This is a genomic window from Paenibacillus sp. FSL R10-2788 (assembly GCF_038003885.1).
Taxonomy (GTDB): domain Bacteria; phylum Bacillota; class Bacilli; order Paenibacillales; family Paenibacillaceae; genus Paenibacillus_AQ; species Paenibacillus_AQ odorifer.
On sequence record NZ_JBBOQA010000001.1, the window covers coordinates 4,483,186 to 4,508,724 of the forward strand.

Here is a 25,539-nt window from a genome sequence, read left to right on the forward strand (position 1 = left end):
TGATACTATTTATAAAATATTGTGATAAATAAAAGCTATAATTTTTGCTTACTTTCGGGAAATAACACCTCGCCGATCCCCGTCTTAATCTTCACTATCTCCTCAAGCGTATTCGATAGCTCGCCGGGCGGATAAGGTTTAGTTAAATATTTTTGAATTACATCGTTTAATTGATTCTTATCCGATTGATCCAGAGCAGAAGAAATAACGATAGGGATATTTTCAGTTCTTGAATCTTCTTTAAGCATTCGGATCAAATCCCAGCCATCCAGCTCTTCACCCAACATCAAATCTACCACTATCGCCACAAATGGTGTTTTCAAGGCCTGATCAAAAGCTTGCTGTGGATGGTAATGATGGGTAACACGGAAGCCCTTCCCTTTAAGCTCTTCTGATAAAAGCAACGAAAGACTGTAATCATCTTCAACGATCATTACATTAGGCTTGAGCTCTTTATCGGTGCTCCATTTATTAAGCTCATCCTGTTGCCGGCTCGCTTCCGCATGGAGGATAGGGAGGCTAAACCAGACGGTAGTGCCTTCTCCTTCTACGGAATCTATACCGATATTTCCCTTTTGCTTCTCAATGATCTCCTTACAGATAGCAAGTCCAAGTCCTGTTCCTCCAATTCTTTTAGAGGCGCTATTATCCACTCTTCTGAATTTTTGGAATAGCTGTCCTATTTGATCCTTAGGAATGCCAAGACCATTATCCTGGATACGTACAATAATCCTATCCGACTCGTTATGCAGCAGTACTTTAACTTCATTGTTATCAGGCGAGAACTTAATCGCATTACTTAATAGATTCGTCAGAACTTGGACAATCTTATCCTTGTCCACATCAACATCCGCATTCAAAGCCTCATCCACTAGGAGCACATGATGGGTACTGCTCAGTTTATATTGATCAATTACGCCTAATACAATTTCACTGAGATTCAAATGCTCCGTGATATATTGCTGCTTACCTGACTCCATTCTCTGCAAATCAAGAAAATCATTTATGAGCTCCGTCAGTCGTTTAGCTTCTTTATGAATCGTCTCCAGATATTTAAGCTGCTTCTCAGGCTTCATGGTCTTAGACAATAGCAGTTCTGTGAAACCAAGCACACTCGATAGCGGTGTTCTTAGCTCATGACTTACCGTACTGACAAGATCAGATTTCATAAGGTCCAGCTCATATTCTCTAGTGATATCTCTGTAGACAAACAATGTACCAATACGCAGCTCGCGACGGAATACAGGGATCGCATACACATCAATATGCTTCATCGATTCAGTTCCAATGGAGTATTGCATGCTGCTGGATTCCAGAGCATCCTCAGCAATCGCTTTTTCAAAAAACATCCGAAGTTCATGGTTCTCATTCGAGTGCTCGATGAAATAATCCATCCATTTCTGTCGGGGAATCAAAGTTCCTTCTGTCCACTCATAATTAAAAATGTTGCTCAACGCTTTATTCATCTGCAGGAGCATACCTTCTGTATTCACAAATTGTATGCCCTCGTTCACATTATTTACGATGTCCCGATTCAGCTTTCGTCCATGTTCAATCTCTTCATACATGAATAAACGTTCAATCGCCAGCGCTACGCGGTTCATCATCCCCTGAACCTCATTAATCTCTTCTTTGCTGAAGGAATGACCAATCCGGCTGCCACAGAACACTGCAAGAATCTCATCCTCTGCGTTCACAACAGTAGTGTAGAAGTCGTAAACATAGACCTCACTCGCAGAAATCCCTTGCTCTGGTTGTGTGGCCAAACGCTTGATTAGATACGTTTTTTCCGCTTGCAAGCGATATAATATCTCATTGTTCTCATGATCAAGATAACGCTCCACATTCTCCTGCGGAATGCCTTTCACAGCCGCGATATTATCTTTCACAAGCAGGAAGAAACTCGAATCAAAGGCATACAGGCGATGCATAAACTCAATAAACTTATCGGCAAATTCATGCTTATCCAAGGTATAAGTAATATCATGATTCAGCTGATTATTAAGCTCAAGCATCATCTTGGTCTGTTCTGTATTTTTTAACGTTTCGGCTAGCTCCTGCTGCACGCTTTTCATTGAGGTGATATCGTTCGCAATAAGGATGTATTGATAAATCACACCCTCTTCATTCAGGTACGGCACAATCGTCAGATGCAGCCAGATGGGCAATCCGTCTTTGGCTAGAATCTGCAGCTCATTGTTCCACACTCCGCCTGTATTTAATTTGTTAAAGATTTTCTGATAACCCTCGTCAGAGATATTATAAAGTTCAAATAACTTATAGGTGTAACCGATAATCTCAGACTTTTTATAGCGGGTATATCCACTTAAATTATCATTCGCGTAGGTAAAGACACCTTTAGCAGTAAGGATCCCGACCGCAGACGATTGATCCAAAGCTTTCATCATACTTTCAATTTCACTAAGCGAGCGTTGCAGCCTATATTGCTGATCCTGAAGTTCATCCTGCTGCGCATGCAGCTCTTCATTCTGCATCATTAATTCTTCTTCTTTATCTTGAATACTTCTAGCCATATTAAGAAAAGCATCATAAAGTCGGCCAATTTCATCTTGATTCTTAAGCTTGCCCAGAAGAATTTCTTCTCCTGCAGCCAGGGAATGGGTTGCCCCTTCCAGCTTCAGAATAGGATCTATAAGGTTCTTCAGAATCCGCCAGATCATAAAGGTGAAGATTAGCAGAATAATCGTGCTGAAAAAGAATGCGATAAAGGTAAATTCATTGGCACGTTTGATGTAATCCATAGCCATAGTATTTAATGCGGCATCGGATCGTTGCTTGTACTCTTTTGTATACATTAAAAAATCATTCACTGATTTCGTGTTGCCATCTGCGGATAGAGCTCTCAAAGACACATAATCGTCTGCCTCGACAAACCGAATCGCTTCAGGTAAAACTTTAGTTTTGTACTGAACATAAAATGCTTTCAAACCATCTCTAAACAAGGCTTCTTCCGGAGATAAATTGAGATTAGAATAGGTATCCAGAATCTTATCAAAGTTAACAAGTCCTAAGTTTAGGAGATCTAATTCATTGTCACTCTTAAGTGCGCTGAATCCCCTCGCTCGGAAAAAAACCTCATTTAATGCAGTCGCCAATTCGTTAATCGTGTCCGCCTTATTCTGCAGAACTTCACGGTCTCTACTTAATTTGTTCTGCTCATTATTTATGAAAAATAAAAATACAGATCCCATAATAATGATTAACGAAAAAACCAAGGCAATGATACGAAAATATCTATTTTTAATACTGTGATTAGAGCTGCTTCCCTTTGTCACTTAGGATCCCCTCCACAATCTGCAAGAGTTCCATCGGACTAAAAGGTTTTGGCATAAAATAACGTGCGCCTGCATCTACCGCTCGAAGACGATCTACATCTTGGGCTTTGGCTGTTAACATTAAAATAGCTGTAGCCTTCTTTTTCTCATCATCCAGTTGGCCTAGGACTTCAATCCCTGTCATTTCAGGCATCATATAATCCAATATCACCAAATCATAATGATCCTGTGACAATTTTGAAAGCGCCTCTAATCCGTTCTCGGCAGTATGGATCTCCACGTCTTCCAAATCTTCTAAGGTGTCTACAATTAACATTCGTAATACTTCTTCATCATCCACTACCATTACCTTTTGCATAGCTGCCTAATTCCCTCCGCTTTAGATCTCTCCTGGTGCTCACAACATATTCAGAAACCAATTAGAACAAAAATCTATGAGCCAACCGCTCTATTCTCGACAATAACTCAGGCATATGAACCGGTTTCACTACATAATCATCGGCACCCATCTGCAGGGCATGTACAATATCCGCCTGATTATTTCTTCCCGTCAGCATGATCACTAATATATTTACTTCCGGATACGTTTTGCGGATTCTTTCCAGAACTTCTACTCCATCCAGATCAGGCATCACACCATCCAGCAAAATAATATACTTCTCATCCACGGCATACCAATCCGATTGCAGGAAATCAAGCCCATTCGCATAGCTGCTAACCTTCACCTCAGCAATATTATCCGGCTCCCAAATGGCGAACTGACTGGTCACAATTCTACGAATTAGCGTATCATCATCTACAACAATCACATTCAGAACCGAATGCTTTTTAGTAGTGGATAAATGGTCCGAATAAAGCGTTGTCTGATTCCTTCCAGCATGCTTACTGGCATAAAGAGCCTGATCTGCTTCCTCAATCAATTTATCGGCTATATTCTCGGCATCTGTTACCTCAGAAATCCCGCTAGAGATGGTCACATGAAAGATTTCATTTTTCGCAAAAAAGTCAGTAGCCGCAAACCGCTCTTGAATACGCTGTATAACCAACATTGCAGATTCCGCATCCGTGTTAGGTAAGAACACTGCAAACTCTTCTCCCCCATAACGGCAAAAGGTATCCTCCAGACGGATGGAATTCTTCACAAGCTCGGAAAAGCCCTGCAGAACTTCGTCTCCGATTAGGTGACCATATGTATCATTAACGTTTTTAAAATAATCCAAATCAATCAGCGCTAACGAAAATACGCGGTTGGTCCGCTTAAAATCACCAATCAACTGCTTCATGACTTGATTAAAGTGTTTGCGATTGAATGCGCCGGTCAAATCATCCACGATGATGGACTCCTGCCATTCTCTCTTAAGCTGAAAGCGATTTTTGATCAATACCAGAAATAAATCAATATCTACAGGCTTCGGTAAAAAATCCATTACCCCCAGCGAATACGCATGCATTTGCGTCGCTTTGGAGTACTCCCCACTTATAATGATAATGGGAATTCGTTCCTTTTTAGCCTTGCCGATAATTTGGTTCAACACCTCAATCCCACTTTTATCCGGTAAAAGAATATCCAGCAGAATGAGATCTGGTTTCGTTTCATAAAAGATTTTGAGTCCCCGTTCAGCAGATAAGGCTATGCTTACATAGTAATTCTGCTTCTCCAACGACTCTTTCAGATAAGCAACTAACTCTACATCGTCGTCGATAAGAAGAATATCATTCTGCGTGAGCGTCTCAGCAGGTCCCTTTTTATCCAATGCTTTAACAGAGCTTGAAGCTGCCAATGAATGGACATTAAACAATGGAATCAGTGGATATAAATAATCCCCCCATTCCTCAACCGACCAACTCTTAAGACTGCTTTCCATGAAATAGGGCAGCGTATCCTCGGCAAATTGTTCGACATCTGGTAATCCGACAGTTCCAGCAGTGCCTTTTAAATTATGCAAAAAACGATAAATGTCCTTTTCCTTCACTTCCGCCTGTTCCGTCCATTCCTGGAGGGTCATCTTCGTTCTTTGCTCAACCATGTCTTTATATTTTTGTGTAGTCATATTTACTCCTTCAGACTATCATATCAAACTCTCAGTTCATCACATTTTTTATAGGCTGTCAAATGAATTTTCTATAATTTCAGCTGTCAAAATAAATATTTAATCAAACTGACAAAAAACCTTTGGTTGAAGCTTGTTTCATCATTTGCAATAATAGTTGGAATGGTTCATTCCGTATACACGGTGAAATCAATAAAAACAAAGGGAGGCTGTATTCATGAAGGGAATTATTACTGTATTAGGAAAAGATAAAGTAGGGATTATTGCTAAAGTATGTACATATCTAGCCGAACACAATTTGAACATTCTGGATATTTCGCAGACGATCGTTCAAGATTATTTTAACATGATGATGATTGTAGACATTTCTAGCTCAACTAAAGCTTTTGAGAATATTGTAGAGGAATTACATTTGCTTGGCGAATCGATTGGCGTGGAAATCAAGCTTCAGCATGAGGATATTTTTAATATTATGCACCGAATCTAGGAGGATGGCTGACCATGATATCACTAGTGGAAGTACAAGAAACGAATAAGATGATTCGTGAAATGAATCTGGATGTGCGTACCATAACAATGGGGATCAGCCTCATGGATTGTGCCCACACGGATATGCGCACCTTTAATCAAAATGTATATGACAAAATCACCAGATCCGCTGAAAAGCTCGTAAAGACGGGTGAAGATCTGGAAAGACAATTTGGGGTTCCTATCGTTAACAAACGGATTTCTGTCACACCCATCGCTATTGCCGCTGGTGCGGTGAAGACAGATACCTATGTACCTGTTGCTGAAATCCTGGACAAGGCTGCAAAAGAGGTAGGCGTTAACTTTATTGGCGGCTTCTCTGCACTTGTACAAAAAGGTTGCACCAAAGGCGATCGTATTCTGATCGACAGTATTCCTGAAGCATTGGCAGTCACTGAAAGAGTCTGCTCCTCGGTCAATGTCGGTTCCTCCAGAAGTGGAATCAACATGGATGCTGTGAAATTAATGGGCGACATTATTATCCAAACTGCAGAACGCACCAAGGATCGGGATTCCATCGGCTGCGCCAAGCTGGTAGTCTTCTGTAATGCAGTCGAGGACAACCCTTTTATGGCCGGAGCATTTCACGGGGTTGGGGAGCGGGAATGTGTCATCAACGTTGGCGTCAGCGGTCCTGGTGTAATCAAACGTGCGCTTGAAGAGGTTCGAGGGCAGGATTTTGAAACCTTATGTGAAACCATTAAACGGACAGCCTTCAAAGTCACACGTGTCGGTCAGCTAGTTGCTCAAGAGGCTTCCAAACGGATGAATGTTCCTTTTGGGATTATCGATCTATCCTTAGCCCCTACTCCAGAAATCGGAGATTCCATTGCCGAAATCTTTCAAGTCATGGGTCTGGAGGAAGCTGGCGCACCGGGAACAACCGCTGCTCTGGCGATCCTAAATGACAATGTTAAAAAAGGTGGCGTGATGGCCTCCTCCTATGTAGGTGGCCTTAGTGGAGCCTTTATTCCAGTCAGTGAAGATCACGGCATGATTCAAGCCGTTCAGCGGGGTGCCCTTACACTAGAGAAACTGGAAGCTATGACCTGTGTTTGTTCCGTGGGACTGGATATGATAGCTATCCCAGGAAGCACCACCAAGGAGACCATTTCCGGTATCATCGCGGATGAAGCTGCAATTGGCATGGTGAATAACAAAACCACTGCGGTTCGCGTGATTCCAGTAATCGGCAAGGACGTAGGTGAAATCGTCGAATTTGGCGGCCTGCTCGGATATGCACCAGTCATGGCAGTGAACGGCTTCAACTGCGCGAACTTCATTAATCGTGGCGGACGAATCCCAGCTCCAATTCATAGCTTTAAGAATTAATAGAAACCTCAAACAGCAAGTCCCTATTTGTACTTAGGAGACTTGCTGTTTTTTATTAATCTGATGCTGAGAATGTTAGTTTACCTTGATTAAGCCCGTTGGATGCCAATATTAGGTGTTCCGCCAGTCAAATCGATAAATAATACATAATCATTTCCATCTGTGCCCTTCAGCACGAGACCAGTCTGACCTACAGCACCTACAGAAAAGTATCGAACTTGTTGCAGGCTGGTAGGAGCGCCTGGTGGCAATGTTGCTTGGTTCGTAGCGATCAACCGGGTTGCAGCTCTAATGGTGCCTGCCCCGCTAATTTCACCGGTTACCCCCAGATGACCAAGTATGGATTCACTGCCGTTCACATTTAGGCTTCCCATTATGGTCTGACTACCATTCAAATGCAGATTCGAATCGATAGTCTCATTTCCATTAACGTGCAGATCATTTTGAATGGTCTGACTTCCTGTAACTAGAACGTTATCGAAGGTTGGCAAGGCGATCATCCCTTTCAGGTTTTATAGCATATCTTATGTTAAACAAGCCAGCCCTGTCATAGATAGATATACAGCTTTCACTAAATCCGCTTTTTATCTTCAGGGCTCTGATTAATGGTCTTATACCTAAAGTCAAAATAACCCCCTACACATATAATGATTAGCAAGACTCGGTGCTAGAGCGGACGACTGGCTCCACAGAATACAGGAGGAATTATGAAGAAGACAGCTAATAGGCTCACTCCTGAAAGGCCTTCAAGTCACGAAGTCACCATCAGCCAAGTTAATCCATCACAACACCATAACCTCATCCTTGAGATGAACTCTTATAGAGCAGAGCCGCTGCAACGGGAACTCAAGCAATTAAGAATATTGCTGCTGGTTCCTACAGAGGCCAGCGATAAAATGCCTAATGTACGACTTTTTAAAGATCAACTAAGGCATTTGGTCAAAGAAGTACTTGCTATTAAATTCCAGCATAATCTGGAGGAATATTTAGCCCATTTTCAACCTGATCTAATATTAGCTCTAGGATCGGAGACCCTATTTCCGGAGGAGAACCTCCCTGCTCTGAAAACTTCCAACGTTCCCAAAGCGGTATGGATGGCAGATGCAGCTTGTCTTACTCCAACAGAACGTAATCTGGCATTGTTATTCGATTATATTTTCACACAGAACATAGCTAATCTGATCTATTATCAGGGTTTATGGGGCAAACATTCCAGTTATCTCCCATATGCTGCGGATACGGATCTCTATTATCCAAGACGTGTGGAGGACTGTTATCAGAGTGACGTACTCATTCTCGGCGATTTTCAAATCGATAGTGTGCTTTACACGTTGGCGTATTCAGACCTGCTTCAAGGCCTTAAGGTAATGATCGCCGGGCGTGGTTGGGACCCCCCCCAGAAATTTCCTGGATATCACCCATAGTAAAGATATGTCCAGTTATTATAATGGAGCAAAAATCGTCATCAATTGCACTGGTTCTATGCAGCAGATTATGGAGGTCACCGCTTGCGGTGTATTTCAGTTAGTGGAGGATCATCCCCATCTTCATAATTACCGAATTGCAGAAGAAGATCTCATTCGTTTCCAGAACTTCAAAGAGCTCTCCGAAAGCTTTAAGCACTATTTTTCACATAGTGAAGAAAGGAGAATTTCTGCCTCTCGTGCTCTAAAGGAACTTAAATATAACCATTCTTATATCCAGCAAGGAAAGTTACTGCTGAGAAAAATATTCAAGGAACCATAGGGGGTGGCATGACTTGAGATGCATTGCTTTTGTATTGCCTCAGTTTCATCAGATCACAGAGAACGATTCCTGGTGGGGTGAGGGTTTTACAGAATGGACAAATGTCAGGAAGGCTGCAGCCCTTTATCCTGAACATGATCAGCCCAAGAAGCCATTAAATAATAACTACTATGATTTAACGGATCCTAAAGTGAAACAATGGCAGGCAGAGACTGCAAGGGCTCATGGCATTTACGGTTTTTGTTATTATCACTATTGGTTTAATGGCAGGCGACTACTGGAACAACCGGTTCAGCAGATTCTTGCGAGCAAAGAGCCTGACTTCCCCTTTTGCCTTTCTTGGGCTAACGAACCATGGACACGTAGCTGGGATGGCACCGAAGAAGATGTACTGATGCCACAGGAATACGGAGAAGAACGGGATTGGCGAATGCACTTTTTTGCGTTGCTGGAAGCCTTCAAAGATGATCGTTATATCCGGGTGGAAGATAAACCTGTCTTTATCATTTATAGATCTGCTAGTATCCCGCGCTGTGAAGAAATGCTTCAATATTGGCGCGAATTGGCTCTGCAGAACGGACTTAAAGGACTTCATCTGGTCCGGACACTGGGCGGTTTCCCCCTACAGAAAGAGCAAGGATTCGATGCCAGTCTGGAATTTGAGCCGCATTACACATTCGCACATGGCGGGGTTAAGCATTTATGGAGCTCAAAGCAGGTGGAGGATCAGAGGCATATCGTAATTGATTATGATGAGTTATGGGAATCCATGTTGGAGCGGACACCCCATAGGGACGGAGAAATCATATATCCGGGAGCCTTTGTCAACTGGGATAACACACCACGGAAAGGCCCTGCCGGACAAAGCACCTTAGGTGCTAATCCTCAAAAATTCGGCCAATACCTTTCACGACAAATTGAGCGCGCCAAAAAAATGTTCAAAAGTGAATATATTTATATCAACGCCTGGAATGAATGGGCTGAAGGCGCCTATCTGGAACCGGATGAGCGTTATCAATATCAATACTTGCAAGCCGTTAAGGAAGCCCTACAATTTCATCACAAAGAAGATCCTTCTTAGCCGTAGCGCCAGAAGGATCTTTTTCATTTTATGTTATCTTTCCGATGACTGCACTCTGGCGCTTCTTGCACTCACCAATCTCCAGCCAGTTAATAAAGCAGCCACTAGACATATGGATGCCGAGGTTACAAACACTACATGCATACCCTCGATAAATAACTCTGGTCGGCCGGGAACTAACCCTGTCACTCTATAGCCGGCTTTACTGCTCATCACTTGAAAAAGAATTGTAGTAGCAATTGTAATGCCGACAACCATACCGACATTACGAACTAACGAATTGACACTACCCGCAGAACCAAGCTGTGTTCTTGGTACCTTAGACATAACAAGCGAGTTGTTCGGCGATTGAAACAGGCCACTTCCTATACCCAGCATAGCGATCCACACACCTACCAGCACAACAGAACTTCCTACATGAAGCTGTGCTAATCCGAACTGTGCAATAACCATGACCACCAGCCCCGCAAAAGTCAAAAATTCAGAGCCTATTTTATCCGATAGCGCACCACTCATTGGAGCCACGACTACCATACATATCGGCAACAGCATTAACAAGAAGCCTGCATAGAATGGCGATAAATTAAGCATGTTCTGTGCATAAAACGGCGCGATAATATTGAAGCAGAAATTCGCTGTAAATACGAGAAAACCACATAATATACTTAAAGAAAACAACGGATTCTTAAATAATGACAGCTGCAACAACGGTTCTTTTCTACGAAGCTCCATCCATATGAAAGCAATGAAGCTGACGACAGCAACAATTATTGATGTAACAATTAAGCTGTTACCATACCCTAGCTGTTGTCCTAGTAATAATCCTGCGAACAAAGTAATAATAAAAACAGCGAACAGTAAACTGCCCGGCACATCAATCGAAGATTTCACTCTCGTTAAATCCTTAGGCAATACCTTCCAGCCAAAAAATATAGCGATCAGACCAATAGGCACGTTAACCCAAAAGATATACTCCCAGCCTAAGGTGGAAACCATAATCCCGCCTAAACTTGGACCAGCTATACTTCCCAGAGACACGAATGTACCAATGAAACCAAGGGCTTTACCACGCTCCGTGGCAGGAAAGATATCCGTAACAATTCCCTGACTGTTCGCCATGGTCATCGAAGCACCCAAGGCTTGAATAACACGCGAAGCGATCAAGGCTGGTAAACTTACACTAAGCCCACACAGCATAGATCCAATAACAAATATAATGGTGCCAATCTTAAAGATTCGAATCTTTCCTACGATATCTCCAAGCTTGCCGAAGAAAAGTATCGCTGCACAGATCGCCATTAAATAACCTGTAGTTACCCATTCGATTTGCGCCATGGGCAACTTCAGTTGTTTGGATAGCTCAGGCAGAGCAATATTGACAATACTACCATCAAGGGTGGACATAAACGTAAAAATATTCAGAACAATTAAAATCATCCAGCGCTTCTTCTGAATTTCTTTATCCTCTTGGTAGGTTGCACTTACAGAACTCATAACTAACACCTCATTAAATATTAATAATCACCGTTTAGTTGCGCACGCAACCAAACTCGCCATACCCAGTGTACAACAATTTAGTTGCGTGCGCAACGACTTTATTGTACACTTTATTTCAAGGCAAAAAATGAGCGAACTTATAACCCAAAGAGGTGTCTATATTGGCAAGAGAGCCTATCGGGAAGCTAATTTCCCATCTTCACCGTCAAAATCAAAAGAAACTGGTTAAGCAGTTTGTCCCTTATGGAATCGGTAGTGGTGGACAGCATAGCTTTCTTAAATTGATTCTTTCTCGGCCAGGCATTACTCAGGATCAGTTAACTGCCGAATTGAAGTTCGATAAAGCAACTACAGCACGTTCTGTGAAGCAATTAGAGAATTCGGGGTATATCGAGCGCAAAGACGATCCTAATGATCGACGCTCCCACCTTCTATATCCTACCCCGAAAGCCATCGATTTCTTCCCAGTTTTACAGTCCATCTTAGATGAATTTAATAAAAGCCTTGTGGGCCATTTAACCGATGAAGAAGTAGAGCAACTACATTTCCTGCTGCAAAAAATCAGTACAAACGAAGAATAGAACATAAGAAAAAGGATGTCCCAAAGCCACTCGGCTGTTGAGGCATCCCACTTTTACGTTTACTTTTGCTTTACAATTTCAGCAACTTCTTCCGTAATCTCTTCCCCGCCCATACTCTTCCATTTAGCTACAAACACATCAAAATCACTAAGCGGTGAATCACCCACAATAATATTTAAGAACGTCTCATTCTCCAGATTCTGCAGTTCCGGCCATTTGGTCTTCATAAGTCGGGTGTTCCCATAAAAGACCCCACGCACTCCCTCTATAGCAGTTGAGGTTAACACAGCTACTCCATATTTATACGCATTCGCTGCTTTCCAGCCTTCAAGATCTTTTTTGGGCTGCTCTGTTTCCGCTACCCATTGATCATAAATGAGCCGGGTATCAGAATTTAATGTATCCGGGTCTATCTTTCCGTGCAAAGCCTGCTGGATATCAGCATAATGTTTCTCAATCGCATCCCTATAATCTATCAAAAGATCGAACGGATAATAAGCACGCAGCTGAATGCCTGTCTGCGCAGAGAAATCACCCAGCTTTTTTACCTTCTCTTGATTAGGATCCTGTCTTCTTTCGAGTCTTGTAAACACGTTCAATTGCTTGATTACAGCCTCTGGATGTTCAAACCCTTTACGCACAACAAGATATCGATCTGTTACCGGAGCCAAATGAGCGACAAACTTACCGGAATCATCAACTGGAGCTGCATATGCTCTCCATTCTGCCTTCGTATCCAAAGCCACTGCCTCTGACAAAGGATAATAAGGCATCCACCAAGGACCAAAAAACATCCCTGATTTACCTGTAATAATAGGCTCCTGAGTTTCCTTATATAGTGCAAAGTCCGGATCCAGCAACCCGTGTTTATACCAATCAGCAAGTTTAGCAAGCGCTTGTTTGGTTTCTGGTGTAATGGAGCCATACACGATATTTCCGTTGTTATCCTTAATCCAATTCGTGGGGAAAGCATGAAATGCACTAAAAACAGCATCCAGACCATTAACTAATGGTTTAGTTCCATATACGATATTTTTGTAGCCGCTTAGACCGACGGTATCTCTTTTTCCATTCCCGTCAGGGTCTTTTTCAATAAAAGCTTTGGCAATTTTCTCGATGTCTTCAAAAGTTTGTGGAGGTCGCAGCTCCAGCTTCTCCAGCCAATCCTGACGTACCCAGAGCAGCACGGGAGAGTCTGCATCAATAGCTACATTCGGTAATCCATATAATTTACCGTCGCGGGAAGCGTCCTCTAATGCCTCTCCCTTTGTAGAATTGTACATATCCTTGATAAGTTCAGATCCATATATTTTATATGTCTCTGTCAAATCTTCAATCATGTCATTATCAATTAATTTCTTCAATTGATCCCGATCCACAACCATGGCATCAGGCAAATCGTTGCTATCAATGGCAAGCTGCACCTTTTGCGTAAAAGCATCCTCACCCTTCGCTTCCCAGGAGTGAACCACTTTGATATTCGTAATGCTCTCTAAATAACGGGTGATTGGATTGTTATCGTTGCTGTCACCTGTATTAAGTCGCGAGTCGGGAACCTTAAATCCCACCCGGATCACAATCGGATCCTCATATTTACTATAAGCGATAGAAGTATCTTCATCCCCTGCCTGAGGGCTTGCAACTGAATCTACAGTACTGATATTGTCACGACAAGATGTCATTCCAATGACCATAAACACTAGAAGGATAGATTTCCAAAATTTCATATTTGGTTTTTCCCCTCCGCACGGAATTCACTTGGTAATTTACCAATACGTTCTCTAAACAATCTGCTGAAATAACGATCATCCTCAAAACCGGACCGCGAAGCAATCTCACAGACGGGAAGTGTAGTCTCCAGCAGCAGTGATTTGGCAAGCTCCAGCCGCATTCCCCGTAAACATTCACCAAATGTCTCTCCGGCAAAACGAGCGAAACATTGGCTGAAATAACCACGGCTCATATTAATGACGGCTGCTACGTCGCTCTGATTGATTTTGTCACCTGCATGGCTCTGCATATAACGAACTGCGCGAATAAGACAAGACATAACCTCTTTAGTTAATCCAAGCTCCAGCATTCTTCGTCCCACATGATCAGAAAATCGCCGCAGCCAGTTCTTCCAATGGCACCAGTTCAGATTATGGGAAATGTCCCTTTCCAGTTGAGCAGCATCTTCAGGCTTTAATAGTAAAGAACTCCAGCTTTGTATTAGAGAGTGTGCAAACGCCAGAAACTGATCAGAACGGGGTTTCTGCTGAAGTATGTTTGCTACAAATTTCTCCCACTCATTTCCATCAATTGTCCACTTCAAATTCTGTGCTTGCTCCAGCAGATTATCCGCCTCTTGTTTTGAATAGGGAGCCCCTGGTTCCTTCTTTATGTCTTCATATTTCAATGAGGTCAAATCCTCAGGTTCAGGATGATAAAATAGAATACGGCGTAATTTCGCAGTGAGCTGTTCCTCTAATTCCTGTAACGGTTGATCTCTCAATCCACTGATCAGCGCGGTCTGCCATCGTCCGGATAGCTGGATCTTTAGTTCACGTTTGCTCTCATCTATTGAGAAACGATGCAATAAGGGCGACATCCACATCTCATGAAAAGTAATAAGCGGATTATTTTTCACGCTGGACAGCTGAAATAATTCTTCTTCATTGCATTGATGATTTTGGGGCAAATACAGCAGAGCTTTATCAGCAGCCATACGTTTACTTTCCCCACGAACCAGAGCATCCCGAGTATTGTCCTCCCATTTAATGCGATCGACAAGACGTCTGATAGTATCATCCGCATTTTCCATCTCAAGCAGTGTTTTTACAATATAGTCAACGGCTCCTAAACGCATAGCCTCCTGAACATAGTCAAATTCATGATGACAAGTAAGGACAACACAGCGAATACCTGCGAAACGTTGTCTAACCATTTTAATGAGCTCGAAGCCTGAAATGCCTGGCATGGTCAAATCCACAAATAATAAATCTACTTCCTGCTGTTGAAGCAGCTCCAAAGCAGATTTACCATCACCTGCCTCCCCAACTATAACAATCCCTAAGGATGACCAGTCGATCAGGGATATGAAGCCTTTTCGCACGAGTCTCTCGTCATCGACAACTACAGCCTTAATCATCGAAGTCCTCCTTACCTTTCCTCGGAATCACAATGGATACAACCGTACCTTCTCCTGGCTTACTGAACATCTCTAGCTTCATTTGTTCTCCATAATAGGTTCTAAGCATCCGGTTCACATATGAAAAACCAATTCCAAGTCCCCGTTTTTTCGCTCCATCATCAGACAACAGCTGATCTAATGTATCTGCATCCATCCCAGCGCCGTTATCTTTTACACATAACTGAACTTCTCCTTCACCATGTTTCGTTATCTCAACATCTACCTTGCCATTATCGCTTAATCCATGATAAATCGAGTTCTCCACCAGAGGCTGAAGCAAAAATCTCGGGACTGCCACAGACAATACATCCTCATCAGCTTCAACGTTAAATTCAAATTCATAATCATAACGGATACGCTGCAGCTCCATATAATTTCGAATCGCTTCAATTTCCTCGCCAATGGTAACAATGATGCTTTGCTTGCCCAAATTATAATGCAGCACCTTTACAAGAAGAGTGACCAGCTTGTCGATCTCCTTCTGGCCGTTTAGCCGGGCCATCCACTGTACCGTATTTAAGGTATTATGCAAAAAATGAGGATTGATCTGGCTGAGCAACTTCTCAATCTCAAATTGGCTTTTCTGTTTCTCATTATGGGCAACCGCAACAATCAGCTCATTCACCTGTTTTTTCATCTGCTGAAAGTTGGTAAGCACGAAATCAAATTCTTCCACATTCGTATAGGCTACCGGAGCGGTAACATTTTCCGCCATTCGGTTGATTTCAAGGTTGACCTTACGCAACGGACCATAAATTTTCATCCAGATGATCCAAGCCAGAAATCCGGCAAAAAGAAGGGTGGAGAAGGCAAGTAAGATCATTTTATAAAACCAAGAATAAATTTCACTGTTGAATTCAGATTTTTTCACAACGGCAATAAGCTTCCAGCCCTGAGGACTCGCGTAACGAAACAGATGATATCCACTAAGCGTTTCATGAGTGAGATTAGAGTTGCTTCCCGCAGCTTTAATAATACTTAGCGGAAGTTTGCCATCGATCACTTTTGTACTATTACCTTGCTGATTGACCAGCAGATGATTTACTTTCATCCCGTAGGACTCCTGATTGAAGATTTTGCGAAACAAACTATAATTCGTCTCCAAATAAATATAAAGCTTATGCTGGCCCGGCACACGGACAATCCGCTGCTCCGAGAACACGAGATTATCACCAACAGCGTACATAGTGGGATGTGGTCCATAATAGTCAGCCCCGTTATATCGCATAAAAGACGGCAATGTACTGATATCAAAATTTCTGCGTGCGCTCATGTTGGTGAACAGAACGGGATCATCGCTGTCCGGCATAATGTAGGCTGTAAGTCCAATATAAGGGTTCGTAAAATTGACTAGATTGATCTTCTGGTTGATGGAATTCATCATTTGCGATTTGCGAAAAATTTGTTTTTCCTGAATAAATGAGGACATCTCCTGCACAATCTGCCCGTCCAGAGCAAACTGCTTGGAGGCAAAATCCATATTGTCGATGGCATTCTCCAGGCTTGAGGCTTCCTGTCTCAGACTAGCGCTGATCCCGTTGCCAATTTTACCTGAAAGGATGGAGTAAATAGAGGTGTAGGTTACGAATCCTACTAAGAGAAGCGGAAGTAGTGTTCCGATTACCAGATAGATAAATAAGGTATTGCGTAAGGATTTGACAGCTGGAGTATGACTCCGCAGGGGTACTCTTACCATCTGGATTATCCTCTTCTTTCTATCTGAAAGCGTTTTATATTAATGTGAGAATACCACATTTATCCTTAATTGAATAGAATAAGGCAGAACAGCCTCCACGCCGCCCCGCCTTATTTTATAGTTACTAGCCGTGTTTATTTAACGCTTTTACGGGCCTCGAACAATTCCTCAGCCTTTTTAATCGAGAAATCCATAACTTCGGAATAACCAAGACCATTTACCTTATCATGCATTTCTTTATTCAACTTATCATATTCCGCTTGATCTTTAGCAAAGACCATTTTCCAGGAAATCTGTTGAATAACCGTACCGATTTGTTTATTCTTTTGTTCCACTGTTTTATCCATGGTTAACGGCTCTTTGCCAGTGAAGCCTTGTGGTGCTACAGCCAATAGATTGTTTTTCTCAAAATACTCCTTAGGAGTCAGAACGCCCATTTTCGCTCTCCAGTCACTATCAAGCTTGGAAGGGTTACGTTCCAGGGTTGTTGTCCACAGATTATGATCGAATGGCTCACTATTCTCTGGATTCACCATCGCCGGAACCACAAACGAGAAGTTCATTTGATTGGAGCCATAGTAGTAGTCACCACCGCCGTATTCAGCAGGAACTTGAGTATTCTGTTGATCAGTATAAGCTTTCCAACCAAAATCAGTCACTGCAGGTTTGCCGTTTGCATCAATATCCCAAGTCAGACCTTGAGGTCCGTTAGGTACTGCTGTACCACTTCCTGCAGAAATCATTGCACCTTCCGGTGTGTACATCCAGTTAATGAATTCCATAATTCTAGCAGGTTCCTTAGCTTTTGCGCCGATTGCAATAATACCGTTACCACCGTAAACATTGAAGCCTGTGGAATACATCAATTCATCTTTGAACGGAACTAGCGCAAAACCTTTACCTTCGGCTGTTCTTTCTGGTGTATTGTAGTTAGCAGCTCCTAGCCATGGGAACCAAGAGAACAATAGACGACCATCTTTGTATTTCGCTACAACATCGTCGAATTTTTGCGTCATAGAGTCCGGATCAACCAGCCCCATTTGGTTAGCTTCAAAATACAGCTTGAGCGATTTCATGTACCAGCTATCTTCGGATAAAAAGTCATAATACTTTTCTTCATCTGCCTTAACATACACAGCAGTATCAGGAATTTCGTCATAGCCCATCATGTTTGCGAACTGTTTAGCCAATGTCATTTTATAGTTGCCATCCCAATCAGACCACATCGAGAAAGCATAGGTTTTTTTGCCTTGTTCGTTCTTAGGCTCGAGCTCTTGCATTTTTTTCAGCACAGGCAGATAATCTTCAATCTTTGTAATTTCTGGCGCTCCAATTTGTTGGTAAAGATCAAAGCGCAGGTCTGGACCCCAAGTCATATCTTTTCCTTCAGAAGGTCCGGATGGGTTAGAAGCTACGCTGTTCCCCATACCAAAGACTGATGATCCACCGCCAAAAGCTACCTTTGCTTTCTCAATAGCTTTTGGGAAAGTGCTAGAAATGTCTTTTCCGTATTTGTCCAAAAGACCGTCCTGTGTCCAGTCCAAGAGCAGCTTTCCTTTGATGGCATTTGGATAGTGGTTCTTGTCGTCACCGAAAATAATGATATCTCCAAGATCACCGGAAGCCATCATTGCAGAGATTTTGGTATCTCCACCAGTCAGGTTTGAAGCTACAATGTCCATTTCAATGTTGAACTTATCCTTGATGATTTTTGCAAACCATCCGGTCTGTGGACCGGCATAGTTAGCGGTTGTTGAGAATACAGTCAGCTTCAGCGGCTTGGAATGATCAAGCGCTCCGTCATCCGGTGCTGCTGTCTCCTCCGCCGGGGCATTTGTGGCAGCCGACGTAGGTTTCTCTGTGCTCGTGTTTTTGCCCGAATTAGCCGTATTATTCCCCCCGCCACATGCTGCAAGAACGAAGACCAGGATTACGGATAGCATGACAAGCGATGCTCTTCTTAATCTCATTGCTTTATACCCTCCCTTTCATCTCTTCACTTATAGTTCAACTCTGCTTATAGCAGAGGAAAACCCAGTTCTGGTCCAGAGCGGCCACCCATCAGCCTTTAACCGCACCAATCATAATTCCTTTGACGAAAAAGCGTTGGAAGAACGGATACACGATCAAAATCGGCAATACGACGATCATCGTTACAGTCATCCGCACAGAGGTTGGAGTCTGCATATTCGCTGCACTAGCGGCCATATCTGGCGAATTACGAATTAAGGCCGCGAGCGAGCTGGATTCGTTCAAATAACGCCATAATAAGAACTGGAGCGTAAAGTATTTCGTATCTGTCATTAGAAACGCCGTATCAATAAAGGCATTCCACTGATTCACCGCTGAGAAAATCGTAATCGTAGCCAAGATAGGTGTTGTAAGAGGAACAATGATACTCCAGAACACCCGGAAGTAACCTGCTCCATCCATTGACGCCGACTCCTCAAGTGAGGGCGGAATAGCCTCGACGAAGGTTTTGACCAAAATGATATTAAAAGGAGTAATAATGGTTGGCAAAATATAAGCCAGGTAGTTATTAGTCAGATGCAAGTTATGCATGGTGATATACCATGGGATCAGCCCTGCGCTGAAATACATCGTAACTACAACACTGCGGTACCAAATACTCCGGCCCCACATCTCCTTTTTGGTGAACAAGTACCCAAGGAATGCCGAAGACCCAACGGTGAGCAAAGTACCAACAACTGTTCTATAAATAGAGACTGTCGCCGCATGACCTAAACCACTGATTCTTAGAACCTTACTATAGTTATCAAAATGGATCTGCCTTGGATAAAATTTGATATACCCCGCTGCGCTAAGATCATTCGAACTGATCGTATTAATGAACAAATAGTAGAATGGATAAATGCATGACAGGGTGAACAATCCAAAGAGTGTGTAGATAATAATTTGAAAGATTAATTCTCCAGAAGTTAGTTTTTTCTTTCTCAAATGGGATCACCCCCGCCTTAAATGATAGATTCGTCACGCACCATCTTGGATAATGTGTTTGCCGCGAACAGTAGAATTACACTGACGACCGACTTCAGCATACTGACAGCTGTGGCAAACGGAAAGTTGTTAGCGAACGCAATATTGTATACATAAAGATCCAGCACTTCTATGGAATCTTTATTCATCGCATTTTGAAAGGCAAAGTACTGCTCCATCCCGTTATTGACTAGGTTACCTATGGAGAGCAGCAGTAGGACAAAGAAGGTTGGGACAAGACCCGGAATGGTAATATGCCAGATTTTACGGAACCGGCTTGCACCATCCACCTCAACGGCCTCGTACAATTCTTGATCAATGCCTGCGATTGCAGCAAGATAGAGAATGGCACCCCAGCCTAACGATTTCCACCAATACCAAATGATCATCGTGACCCAAATATTCGAGCTGGAGGCTAAAAAGTTATAACCTTCATCAACGATTCCAAGCTGCACTAAAATGTGCGTGATGACCCCGTTATCAACGGAGAACAACGAGAAAGCCAATGCATATACCAGAATCCAGCTGATAAAGTTCGGAATCGTGGTTAGCGTCTGCACCATCTTGCGATACCAGCCTGACTTAATCTCGGTCAGAAAAATCGCAAAGATCACTGGAAATATCGAGGTAATTAGTCCAAGTGAACTCATGGCAAGAGTGTTCTTCAGCACGCGCACAACCTCTGCGGTCTGTGTTGGATTGGATACAATCGTCTTGAACCATTTCAACCCGACATATGGCGTGTCAGACAACGGTATTCCGGGAATGAAATCATAAAATGCATAAATCCATCCGCTGATCGGCAGATAATAGAAAATAAAGGTGACAATAAGAAACGGAAAAGCCATGAAGAACAATTTATGTTTGTTCTTCATCTTCCAGCGGGATCGATGAACCGGATCGACGCTGGGAAGTAATTCACCAGAAGGTACCCCCATGTCGGAATCTCCTATACCCAGATTTTGATTACGTTTTCATAGTATCAGAACCATTATGTATGGCGAGATAGAACACAGAACGGCCTCACTGGAGAACCGTCTGATGCTTGTGAACCAAATTCGCATCTATTTCGACCATTTTCTACCTAATCACTGTGGGTCTAGTGATGTAGAGCCTACATGCCTTTTGGCTTATAAAAAGCGGCAGGATGACGGGAATTCCCCTCATCCTGCCGCTGAAAGAAATGGTTTCTAAGGGACGCTTGGGAGCTATGGGCAACTAGACCCTCCTCGTTCACTACATCAACTATGGTGCGTTTTGTCCTCTTCATCTGCTACATCAACTATGGTGCGCTTTGTCCTCTTCGTCCGATACATCAACTACGGTGCGCTTTGTCCTCTTCGTCCGCTCCATCAACTATGGTGCGCTTTGTCCTCTTCGTCCGCTACATCAACTATGGTGCGCTTTGTCCTCTTCATCCGTTATGGTCTTTCACACTTCATAGATCTTGCATCGGACCCAGATGCACTTATTTCCGGGATTCAACACATTTTCTCGTACTATCGGACTCAGGTGCAGCTATTCACACAAATATAGTCCAAATATAAGCAAATTCATGCCCATAAGAGCAATACAGTCCGAAACTACCGCAAAGTAGCTTAAAAATCAGCAATAGCGACTATACTGTCCGAAACACACTTCATGCTGCGAAATCAGGCACACGTCTATCGAGAATTCATCGCATTCACTCATACAGTCTGACTCATTCTTGGATCCACCGCATTCCCTCATGCTATCGGACCCAGATGCACTTATTTCCGGGATTCAGCGTTTTTCCTTGTGCTATTGGACTCAGGTGCAGCTATTCACACAAATATAGTTCAAATATGAGCAAATTCATGCCCATAAGAGCAATACAGTCCGAAACTACGGCAAAGTAGCTCAAAAATCAGCAATAGCGACTATACGGTCCGCAACACTCCACCCATCATTTTTTGGCACACTTCTATCTAGAATCCATCACATTTTCTTGTACTATCGGACTCATTCTAGAATCCATCACATTTTCTTGTACTATCGGACTCATTCTAGAATCCACCGCATTCCCTCATGCTATCGGACCCAGATGCACTTATTTCCGGGATTCAGCGTTTTTCCTCGTGCTATCGGACTCAGGTGCAGCTATTCACACAAATATAGTCCAAATATGAGCAAATTCATGCCCATAAGAACAATACAGTCCGAAACTACCGCAAAGTAGCTAAAAAATCAGCAATAGCGACTATACGGTCCGCAACACTCCACGCATCATTCTTAGGCGCACTTCTATCAAGAATCCATCACATTTGCTCAAGCTATCGGACTCATTCTTGAATCCATGACATTTGCTCATGCTATCGGACTCATTCTTGAATCCATCGCATTCCCTCATCTATCGGACTCAGATGCACTTATTTCCAGGATTCATCGCATTTACTCATCCTTCAACGCAGCTCCCTTACTTCGAGGGTTCATGCTCATTTGTACTCCCAACCACACATAAAAAAGCAGCCTCTCAAATGAGAAGCTGCTCCATCACTTTACAACCATAGTTTGTTTACACCAAATCACTGCATTCCGTATAATACGCACTATTTTCCGCTCATTATTCGAATGCCCAACGTCTTCCGCAAAACCTAATGCCCGGGCGTCTTAACTTCCCCCTCCGCGGAGGCATCCATTTTCTGACGCCCCATAAAAAAGGAAGCCAGCAAAGCTAATGCAGCTGGAATAACCGCCCAAGCGAAGGTGTTCGCAATGGAAGAGGAAAGTCCCTCTGTAATTTTGCTCAAAATTTCCGGTGGAATGAGTGCTCTAGTCTCAGGCGACAGCAGGGAATGCGGATCTTTAAAATCCATAGCCCCCACAGCCCCCGCAGAAGCAGCTCCTCCTCCATTTGCTGTGAGCAACTTAGTTAGACTGCCCGAGAAATAATGGCTTTGAATAATGCCAAATGTAGTAATTCCAATGGTCATGCCAAGCGAACGAATGAAATTCAGTGTTGCGCTGGCGGAGCCGCGTTGCTGCGCAGTCAGACCATGAATAGCTGCTGTGCTTAACACAGAGAAGGAAGCGCCGATGCCCAATCCGATTAAAATCATGTACAAGGTAACCAAGAGACGTGAAGCTTCCGGAGTAAGCGTTGCTACCAGTCCTGTGCCGATCACCAAAAGTATAAATGTAGGAATCAGCAGATTGCGGTAACTGGTTTTTGCCATCAGGAATCCTCCCGTTGTGGCGGTAATTACTGAGCCGACCATCATCGGCAGCAGGACAAGTCCTGAATTGGTAGCCGAACCCCCTAATACACCTTGGATAAAGATCGGGATATATACGGAAGCCACGATAAATGCAGCACCGCTAAATAGCGCGCACAGAATGCTGACGGCGTACAGTCTTTTTTTGAATAAAGCAAAGGAAATGATCGGCTCTTTCGCTCTCGTCTCTACAAAAAGGAACACTGCCGCCAATATAGCAAAAGCTGCAAATAAGCCGAGGATCATCGATGAGCCCCAAGCGTACTCTTTTCCACCCAGCTCCAACGCAAACATTAAGCAGATGACAGAGCCCAGCAGTGTGCCCGCACCCAGCCAATCAATAGGTTGTTTAGAATGCTCGTGTGATTCTTTATAAAAGAATACGACCATCACAAAAGCCAATAGTCCAAGCGGCAAGTTAATATAAAATATCCACTGCCAAGCAATATGATCGGTGATATACGCGCCTAGCAATGGACCAAAAATACTTGATAATCCAAACACCGCACCAAATGCACCGCCCAGCTTTCCCCGTGTCTCCAGTGGTACGGCGTCGAACATTATGGCAAAAGCAATCGGCACTAGCGCGCCGCCTCCAATTCCCTGAACCGCCCGATAAGCAGCCAACTGAGTAATTGTATCTGCCGTCCCGCAAAGCGCCGAACCTGCCATAAATACAATAATCCCAAAAATAAAAAACTTTTTACGCCCATACATATCAGACAGCTTGCCAAAGATAGGCATCCCCGCCATCTCAGCTACAAGATAAGCTGATGTTACCCAGACAAATTTGTCCATACCGCCTAGTTCCCCAACAATATTGCCCATTGCTGTAGCAACGATGGTGCTGTCCATGGAGGCCATCAGTATTCCTAACAGCAGACCTGCGATAACAATGCCCAGATTGGGCGCTTTGGCAGCACTCATTTATTCCACTCCCCATTGTCAAAAGATCTATAACTATGTGTTACAACTTCACTTGATGCCTCACTATTGCATTCTTGTGAATCTCCAAAACACTACGGTATTCCACAGTATCAATCTCACAGTCCACACCGATGATTACCCGATCTCCTCTGACAATATTTGCTTTTGTATTATTCAGCTCTATCGTATCGCCTTCAATGAGCCCAGCCTCAAAAAGCACTTTAGGATTCTGCTTCATCAAATGCAGGAATTTTCCGGTCTTGCTTTTTTTGATCGTTAAAGCACTGCCTCCAACCTCTTTCGCTCTACTTATTCCATATAAATTGATCTCCAGTTGCTCCGCACTTAGCAGTCCTGCCACATTGAGAGCGCCCGAAATACGCAGATGTTCACCTTCACAATCACCATTGACCTCCAAATTACCATTAAGATGAATATCGTCGATTTTTACGGAGGTTGCTTTAATTTCACCCTGACCCCGCAAGGAATCCCCTTCAAGATTACCCAAAAGTGTCATCTCACCGGTTATTTTCATTTTGGTCATTAGCAGGTTTCCATCTACTCTGGCATTTCCAGTCAGGCTCAGCTTCTCACAATCTACATCACCTGCAAAATGACCTTCCCCAGTAACTTTAATGTCCCGAAAGAAGCCTCCCGCTGAGGTCGTTGTGCCTATTATTTTCAAATTACTCCGAGTTGTTTCTTCACTCACCGATCTTCTCCACCTTTCCAACCTTTGCTTCTGGATGTACTGTGATCTGATCACGATACTCTATCCGTTCGATAGTACAGCCTGGCCCTACAATCACAATATTGCCCCTGATAACATCCGCTATTGTATACTCTAAATCAATAAAATCTCCTTCAATAGTCCGAGCCCGCAGCTCCGATCTTAATTTAGGGATGATTCCACTTAACATTTTGCTCCAGACTCCACTATTCGTTTGCCGGATCACTAGACTCTCCACACCAATTTCATGCGCCTTTCCCTGCCCTTGCAGTTTGAAGTCTACATGTCCTGCACTAAGTAAACCTCCGACACTAAAGCTTCCTTCCCCCGCAAAATCCTCAAGCTCACAATCACCCTTGATATTCAGCATTCCATGAAGAGTGCAACTTTCTCCCCGAAAGCTCTCACCGACAGTAATCATTCCATCCACCTTTAGGGAGTTAAAACGCAAATGTCCCAGCACTTTCATCGTCCCATTGCATTCCGCTTCTTCCGCCGAGAGATCATTCTTCAAATTCATATGCCCATTTCCTTTAAAAATTCGCGTCACGATGGGTCCCGTTACTTTGCCTACACCATCGATTTGCACACTGTTATAAGTACCTCCTGCCCCCCCGCTGACTCCGTTTATAATCAGATCCGGCAGCTGTCGTTTATCCATTACAGTAA

The 25,539-nt window shown here is 43.2% G+C and carries 20 protein-coding genes; 6 read left to right on the forward strand and 14 right to left on the reverse strand.

Translation table 11 applies throughout. The annotated features are described in order from the left end of the window. Nucleotides 1–35: 35 nt before the first annotated feature. The 3 genes from NSQ50_RS19950 to NSQ50_RS19960 form a co-directional block, all read right to left on the reverse strand. Entirely contained in the window at nt 36–3,296 is a 3,261-nt protein-coding gene (locus tag NSQ50_RS19950; RefSeq protein WP_076225095.1) for an ATP-binding protein, read from the reverse strand. Beyond that, a complete protein-coding gene (locus NSQ50_RS19955; RefSeq protein ID WP_036685780.1) occupies nt 3,274–3,654 on the reverse strand; it encodes a response regulator in 381 nt (126 codons plus the stop codon). Before NSQ50_RS19955 ends, NSQ50_RS19950 begins: the two co-directional genes overlap by 23 nt. 61 nt (nt 3,655–3,715) lie before the next feature. Next, nucleotides 3,716–5,347, reverse strand: coding sequence for a diguanylate cyclase (locus tag NSQ50_RS19960; RefSeq protein ID WP_038572367.1), 1,632 nt, complete (start codon nt 5,345–5,347; stop codon nt 3,716–3,718). A gap of 217 nt (nt 5,348–5,564) precedes the next feature. Here NSQ50_RS19960 and NSQ50_RS19965 point away from each other — a divergent pair, with 217 nt between their 5' ends. Together NSQ50_RS19965 and NSQ50_RS19970 are read left to right on the forward strand one after the other, a co-directional pair. Beyond that, nucleotides 5,565–5,834 carry an ACT domain-containing protein gene (locus NSQ50_RS19965; RefSeq protein WP_036685776.1) on the forward strand — a complete coding sequence of 90 codons (270 nt, stop codon included), beginning with the start codon at nt 5,565–5,567 and terminating at the stop codon, nt 5,832–5,834. 17 nt (nt 5,835–5,851) lie between these two features. Next, nucleotides 5,852–7,207 carry a PFL family protein gene (locus tag NSQ50_RS19970; RefSeq protein WP_256717116.1) on the forward strand — a complete coding sequence of 452 codons (1,356 nt, stop codon included), beginning with the start codon at nt 5,852–5,854 and terminating at the stop codon, nt 7,205–7,207. Nucleotides 7,208–7,296: 89 nt separating this feature from the next. Here NSQ50_RS19970 and NSQ50_RS19975 read toward each other — a convergent pair whose 3' ends face one another. Continuing rightward, nucleotides 7,297–7,707, reverse strand: coding sequence for a hypothetical protein (locus tag NSQ50_RS19975; protein ID WP_232061415.1), 411 nt, complete (start codon nt 7,705–7,707; stop codon nt 7,297–7,299). 207 nt (nt 7,708–7,914) lie between these two features. Here NSQ50_RS19975 and NSQ50_RS19980 point away from each other — a divergent pair, with 207 nt between their 5' ends. Genes NSQ50_RS19980 through NSQ50_RS19990 form a run of 3 tightly spaced genes read left to right on the forward strand, consistent with a single transcriptional unit; the run spans nt 7,915 to nt 10,034 of the window. Continuing rightward, nucleotides 7,915–8,631, forward strand: a complete 717-nt coding sequence (locus tag NSQ50_RS19980) for a DUF3880 domain-containing protein (RefSeq protein ID WP_076225097.1) — start codon at nt 7,915–7,917, stop codon at nt 8,629–8,631. Nucleotides 8,632–8,638: 7 nt separating this feature from the next. Beyond that, nucleotides 8,639–8,953: a glycosyltransferase family protein gene (locus NSQ50_RS19985; RefSeq protein ID WP_081386992.1), complete on the forward strand. Its 315-nt coding sequence runs from the start codon at nt 8,639–8,641 to the stop codon at nt 8,951–8,953. Between the two features lie 13 nt (nt 8,954–8,966). Beyond that, on the forward strand, nt 8,967–10,034 hold the full coding sequence (locus tag NSQ50_RS19990) for a glycosyltransferase WbsX family protein (protein ID WP_036685768.1): 1,068 nt from the start codon (nt 8,967–8,969) through the stop codon (nt 10,032–10,034). 33 nt (nt 10,035–10,067) lie between these two features. Here NSQ50_RS19990 and NSQ50_RS19995 read toward each other — a convergent pair whose 3' ends face one another. Beyond that, nucleotides 10,068–11,528, reverse strand: a complete 1,461-nt coding sequence (locus NSQ50_RS19995; protein WP_076100124.1) for an MFS transporter — start codon at nt 11,526–11,528, stop codon at nt 10,068–10,070. Nucleotides 11,529–11,692: 164 nt separating this feature from the next. On the opposite strand from NSQ50_RS19995, the gene NSQ50_RS20000 reads away from it, so the two are divergent. Then, a complete protein-coding gene (locus NSQ50_RS20000; protein WP_036685765.1) occupies nt 11,693–12,112 on the forward strand; it encodes a MarR family winged helix-turn-helix transcriptional regulator in 420 nt (139 codons plus the stop codon). 59 nt (nt 12,113–12,171) lie between these two features. Here the strand turns inward: NSQ50_RS20000 and NSQ50_RS20005 are convergent, their stop codons facing one another. From NSQ50_RS20005 to NSQ50_RS20045, 9 genes are all read right to left on the reverse strand, one after another. Next, nucleotides 12,172–13,839 (reverse strand): extracellular solute-binding protein, encoded by a 1,668-nt coding sequence (locus NSQ50_RS20005; protein ID WP_076225099.1) that lies wholly within the window; start codon nt 13,837–13,839, stop codon nt 12,172–12,174. Then, a complete protein-coding gene (locus tag NSQ50_RS20010; protein WP_038572376.1) occupies nt 13,836–15,242 on the reverse strand; it encodes a response regulator transcription factor in 1,407 nt (468 codons plus the stop codon). The genes NSQ50_RS20005 and NSQ50_RS20010 overlap by 4 nt, the downstream gene beginning before the upstream one ends. Next, nucleotides 15,235–16,980 (reverse strand): sensor histidine kinase, encoded by a 1,746-nt coding sequence (locus tag NSQ50_RS20015; RefSeq protein ID WP_038572378.1) that lies wholly within the window; start codon nt 16,978–16,980, stop codon nt 15,235–15,237. Before NSQ50_RS20015 ends, NSQ50_RS20010 begins: the two co-directional genes overlap by 8 nt. 134 nt (nt 16,981–17,114) lie before the next feature. Continuing rightward, nucleotides 17,115–18,950: an ABC transporter substrate-binding protein gene (locus NSQ50_RS20020; RefSeq protein ID WP_036685758.1), complete on the reverse strand. Its 1,836-nt coding sequence runs from the start codon at nt 18,948–18,950 to the stop codon at nt 17,115–17,117. Between the two features lie 91 nt (nt 18,951–19,041). Further along, a complete protein-coding gene (locus NSQ50_RS20025; RefSeq protein ID WP_036685756.1) occupies nt 19,042–19,938 on the reverse strand; it encodes a carbohydrate ABC transporter permease in 897 nt (298 codons plus the stop codon). 17 nt (nt 19,939–19,955) lie between these two features. Beyond that, complete coding sequence (locus tag NSQ50_RS20030) at nt 19,956–20,915, reverse strand: ABC transporter permease (RefSeq protein WP_036685755.1); 960 nt, start codon at nt 20,913–20,915, stop codon at nt 19,956–19,958. A gap of 1,677 nt (nt 20,916–22,592) precedes the next feature. Further along, nucleotides 22,593–24,140 carry an MDR family MFS transporter gene (locus NSQ50_RS20035; protein ID WP_076148353.1) on the reverse strand — a complete coding sequence of 516 codons (1,548 nt, stop codon included), beginning with the start codon at nt 24,138–24,140 and terminating at the stop codon, nt 22,593–22,595. 40 nt (nt 24,141–24,180) lie between these two features. Then, nucleotides 24,181–24,852 carry a hypothetical protein gene (locus tag NSQ50_RS20040; protein ID WP_038572381.1) on the reverse strand — a complete coding sequence of 224 codons (672 nt, stop codon included), beginning with the start codon at nt 24,850–24,852 and terminating at the stop codon, nt 24,181–24,183. Then, nucleotides 24,845–25,531, reverse strand: coding sequence for a hypothetical protein (locus tag NSQ50_RS20045; protein WP_036685749.1), 687 nt, complete (start codon nt 25,529–25,531; stop codon nt 24,845–24,847). Before NSQ50_RS20045 ends, NSQ50_RS20040 begins: the two co-directional genes overlap by 8 nt. Nucleotides 25,532–25,539 lie beyond the last annotated feature (8 nt).

Excerpts from the sequence above, each read along its gene's own strand:
- NSQ50_RS19955 (WP_036685780.1), bottom strand. The coding sequence starts at position 3,654 with ATGCAAAAGGTAATGGTAGTGGATGATGAAGAAGTATTACGAATGTTA.
- NSQ50_RS19960 (WP_038572367.1), bottom strand. The coding sequence starts at position 5,347 with ATGACTACACAAAAATATAAAGACATGGTTGAGCAAAGAACGAAGATG.
- NSQ50_RS19965 (WP_036685776.1), top strand. The coding sequence starts at position 5,565 with ATGAAGGGAATTATTACTGTATTAGGAAAAGATAAAGTAGGGATTATT.
- NSQ50_RS19975 (WP_232061415.1), bottom strand. The coding sequence starts at position 7,707 with ATGATCGCCTTGCCAACCTTCGATAACGTTCTAGTTACAGGAAGTCAG.
- NSQ50_RS19980 (WP_076225097.1), top strand. The coding sequence starts at position 7,915 with ATGAAGAAGACAGCTAATAGGCTCACTCCTGAAAGGCCTTCAAGTCAC.
- NSQ50_RS19985 (WP_081386992.1), top strand. The coding sequence starts at position 8,639 with ATGTCCAGTTATTATAATGGAGCAAAAATCGTCATCAATTGCACTGGT.
- NSQ50_RS19995 (WP_076100124.1), bottom strand. The coding sequence starts at position 11,528 with ATGAGTTCTGTAAGTGCAACCTACCAAGAGGATAAAGAAATTCAGAAG.
- NSQ50_RS20005 (WP_076225099.1), bottom strand. The coding sequence starts at position 13,839 with ATGAAATTTTGGAAATCTATCCTTCTAGTGTTTATGGTCATTGGAATG.
- NSQ50_RS20010 (WP_038572376.1), bottom strand. The coding sequence starts at position 15,242 with ATGATTAAGGCTGTAGTTGTCGATGACGAGAGACTCGTGCGAAAAGGC.
- NSQ50_RS20015 (WP_038572378.1), bottom strand. The coding sequence starts at position 16,980 with ATGGTAAGAGTACCCCTGCGGAGTCATACTCCAGCTGTCAAATCCTTA.
- NSQ50_RS20020 (WP_036685758.1), bottom strand. The coding sequence starts at position 18,950 with ATGAGATTAAGAAGAGCATCGCTTGTCATGCTATCCGTAATCCTGGTC.
- NSQ50_RS20030 (WP_036685755.1), bottom strand. The coding sequence starts at position 20,915 with ATGGGGGTACCTTCTGGTGAATTACTTCCCAGCGTCGATCCGGTTCAT.
- NSQ50_RS20035 (WP_076148353.1), bottom strand. The coding sequence starts at position 24,140 with ATGAGTGCTGCCAAAGCGCCCAATCTGGGCATTGTTATCGCAGGTCTG.
- NSQ50_RS20045 (WP_036685749.1), bottom strand. The coding sequence starts at position 25,531 with ATGGATAAACGACAGCTGCCGGATCTGATTATAAACGGAGTCAGCGGG.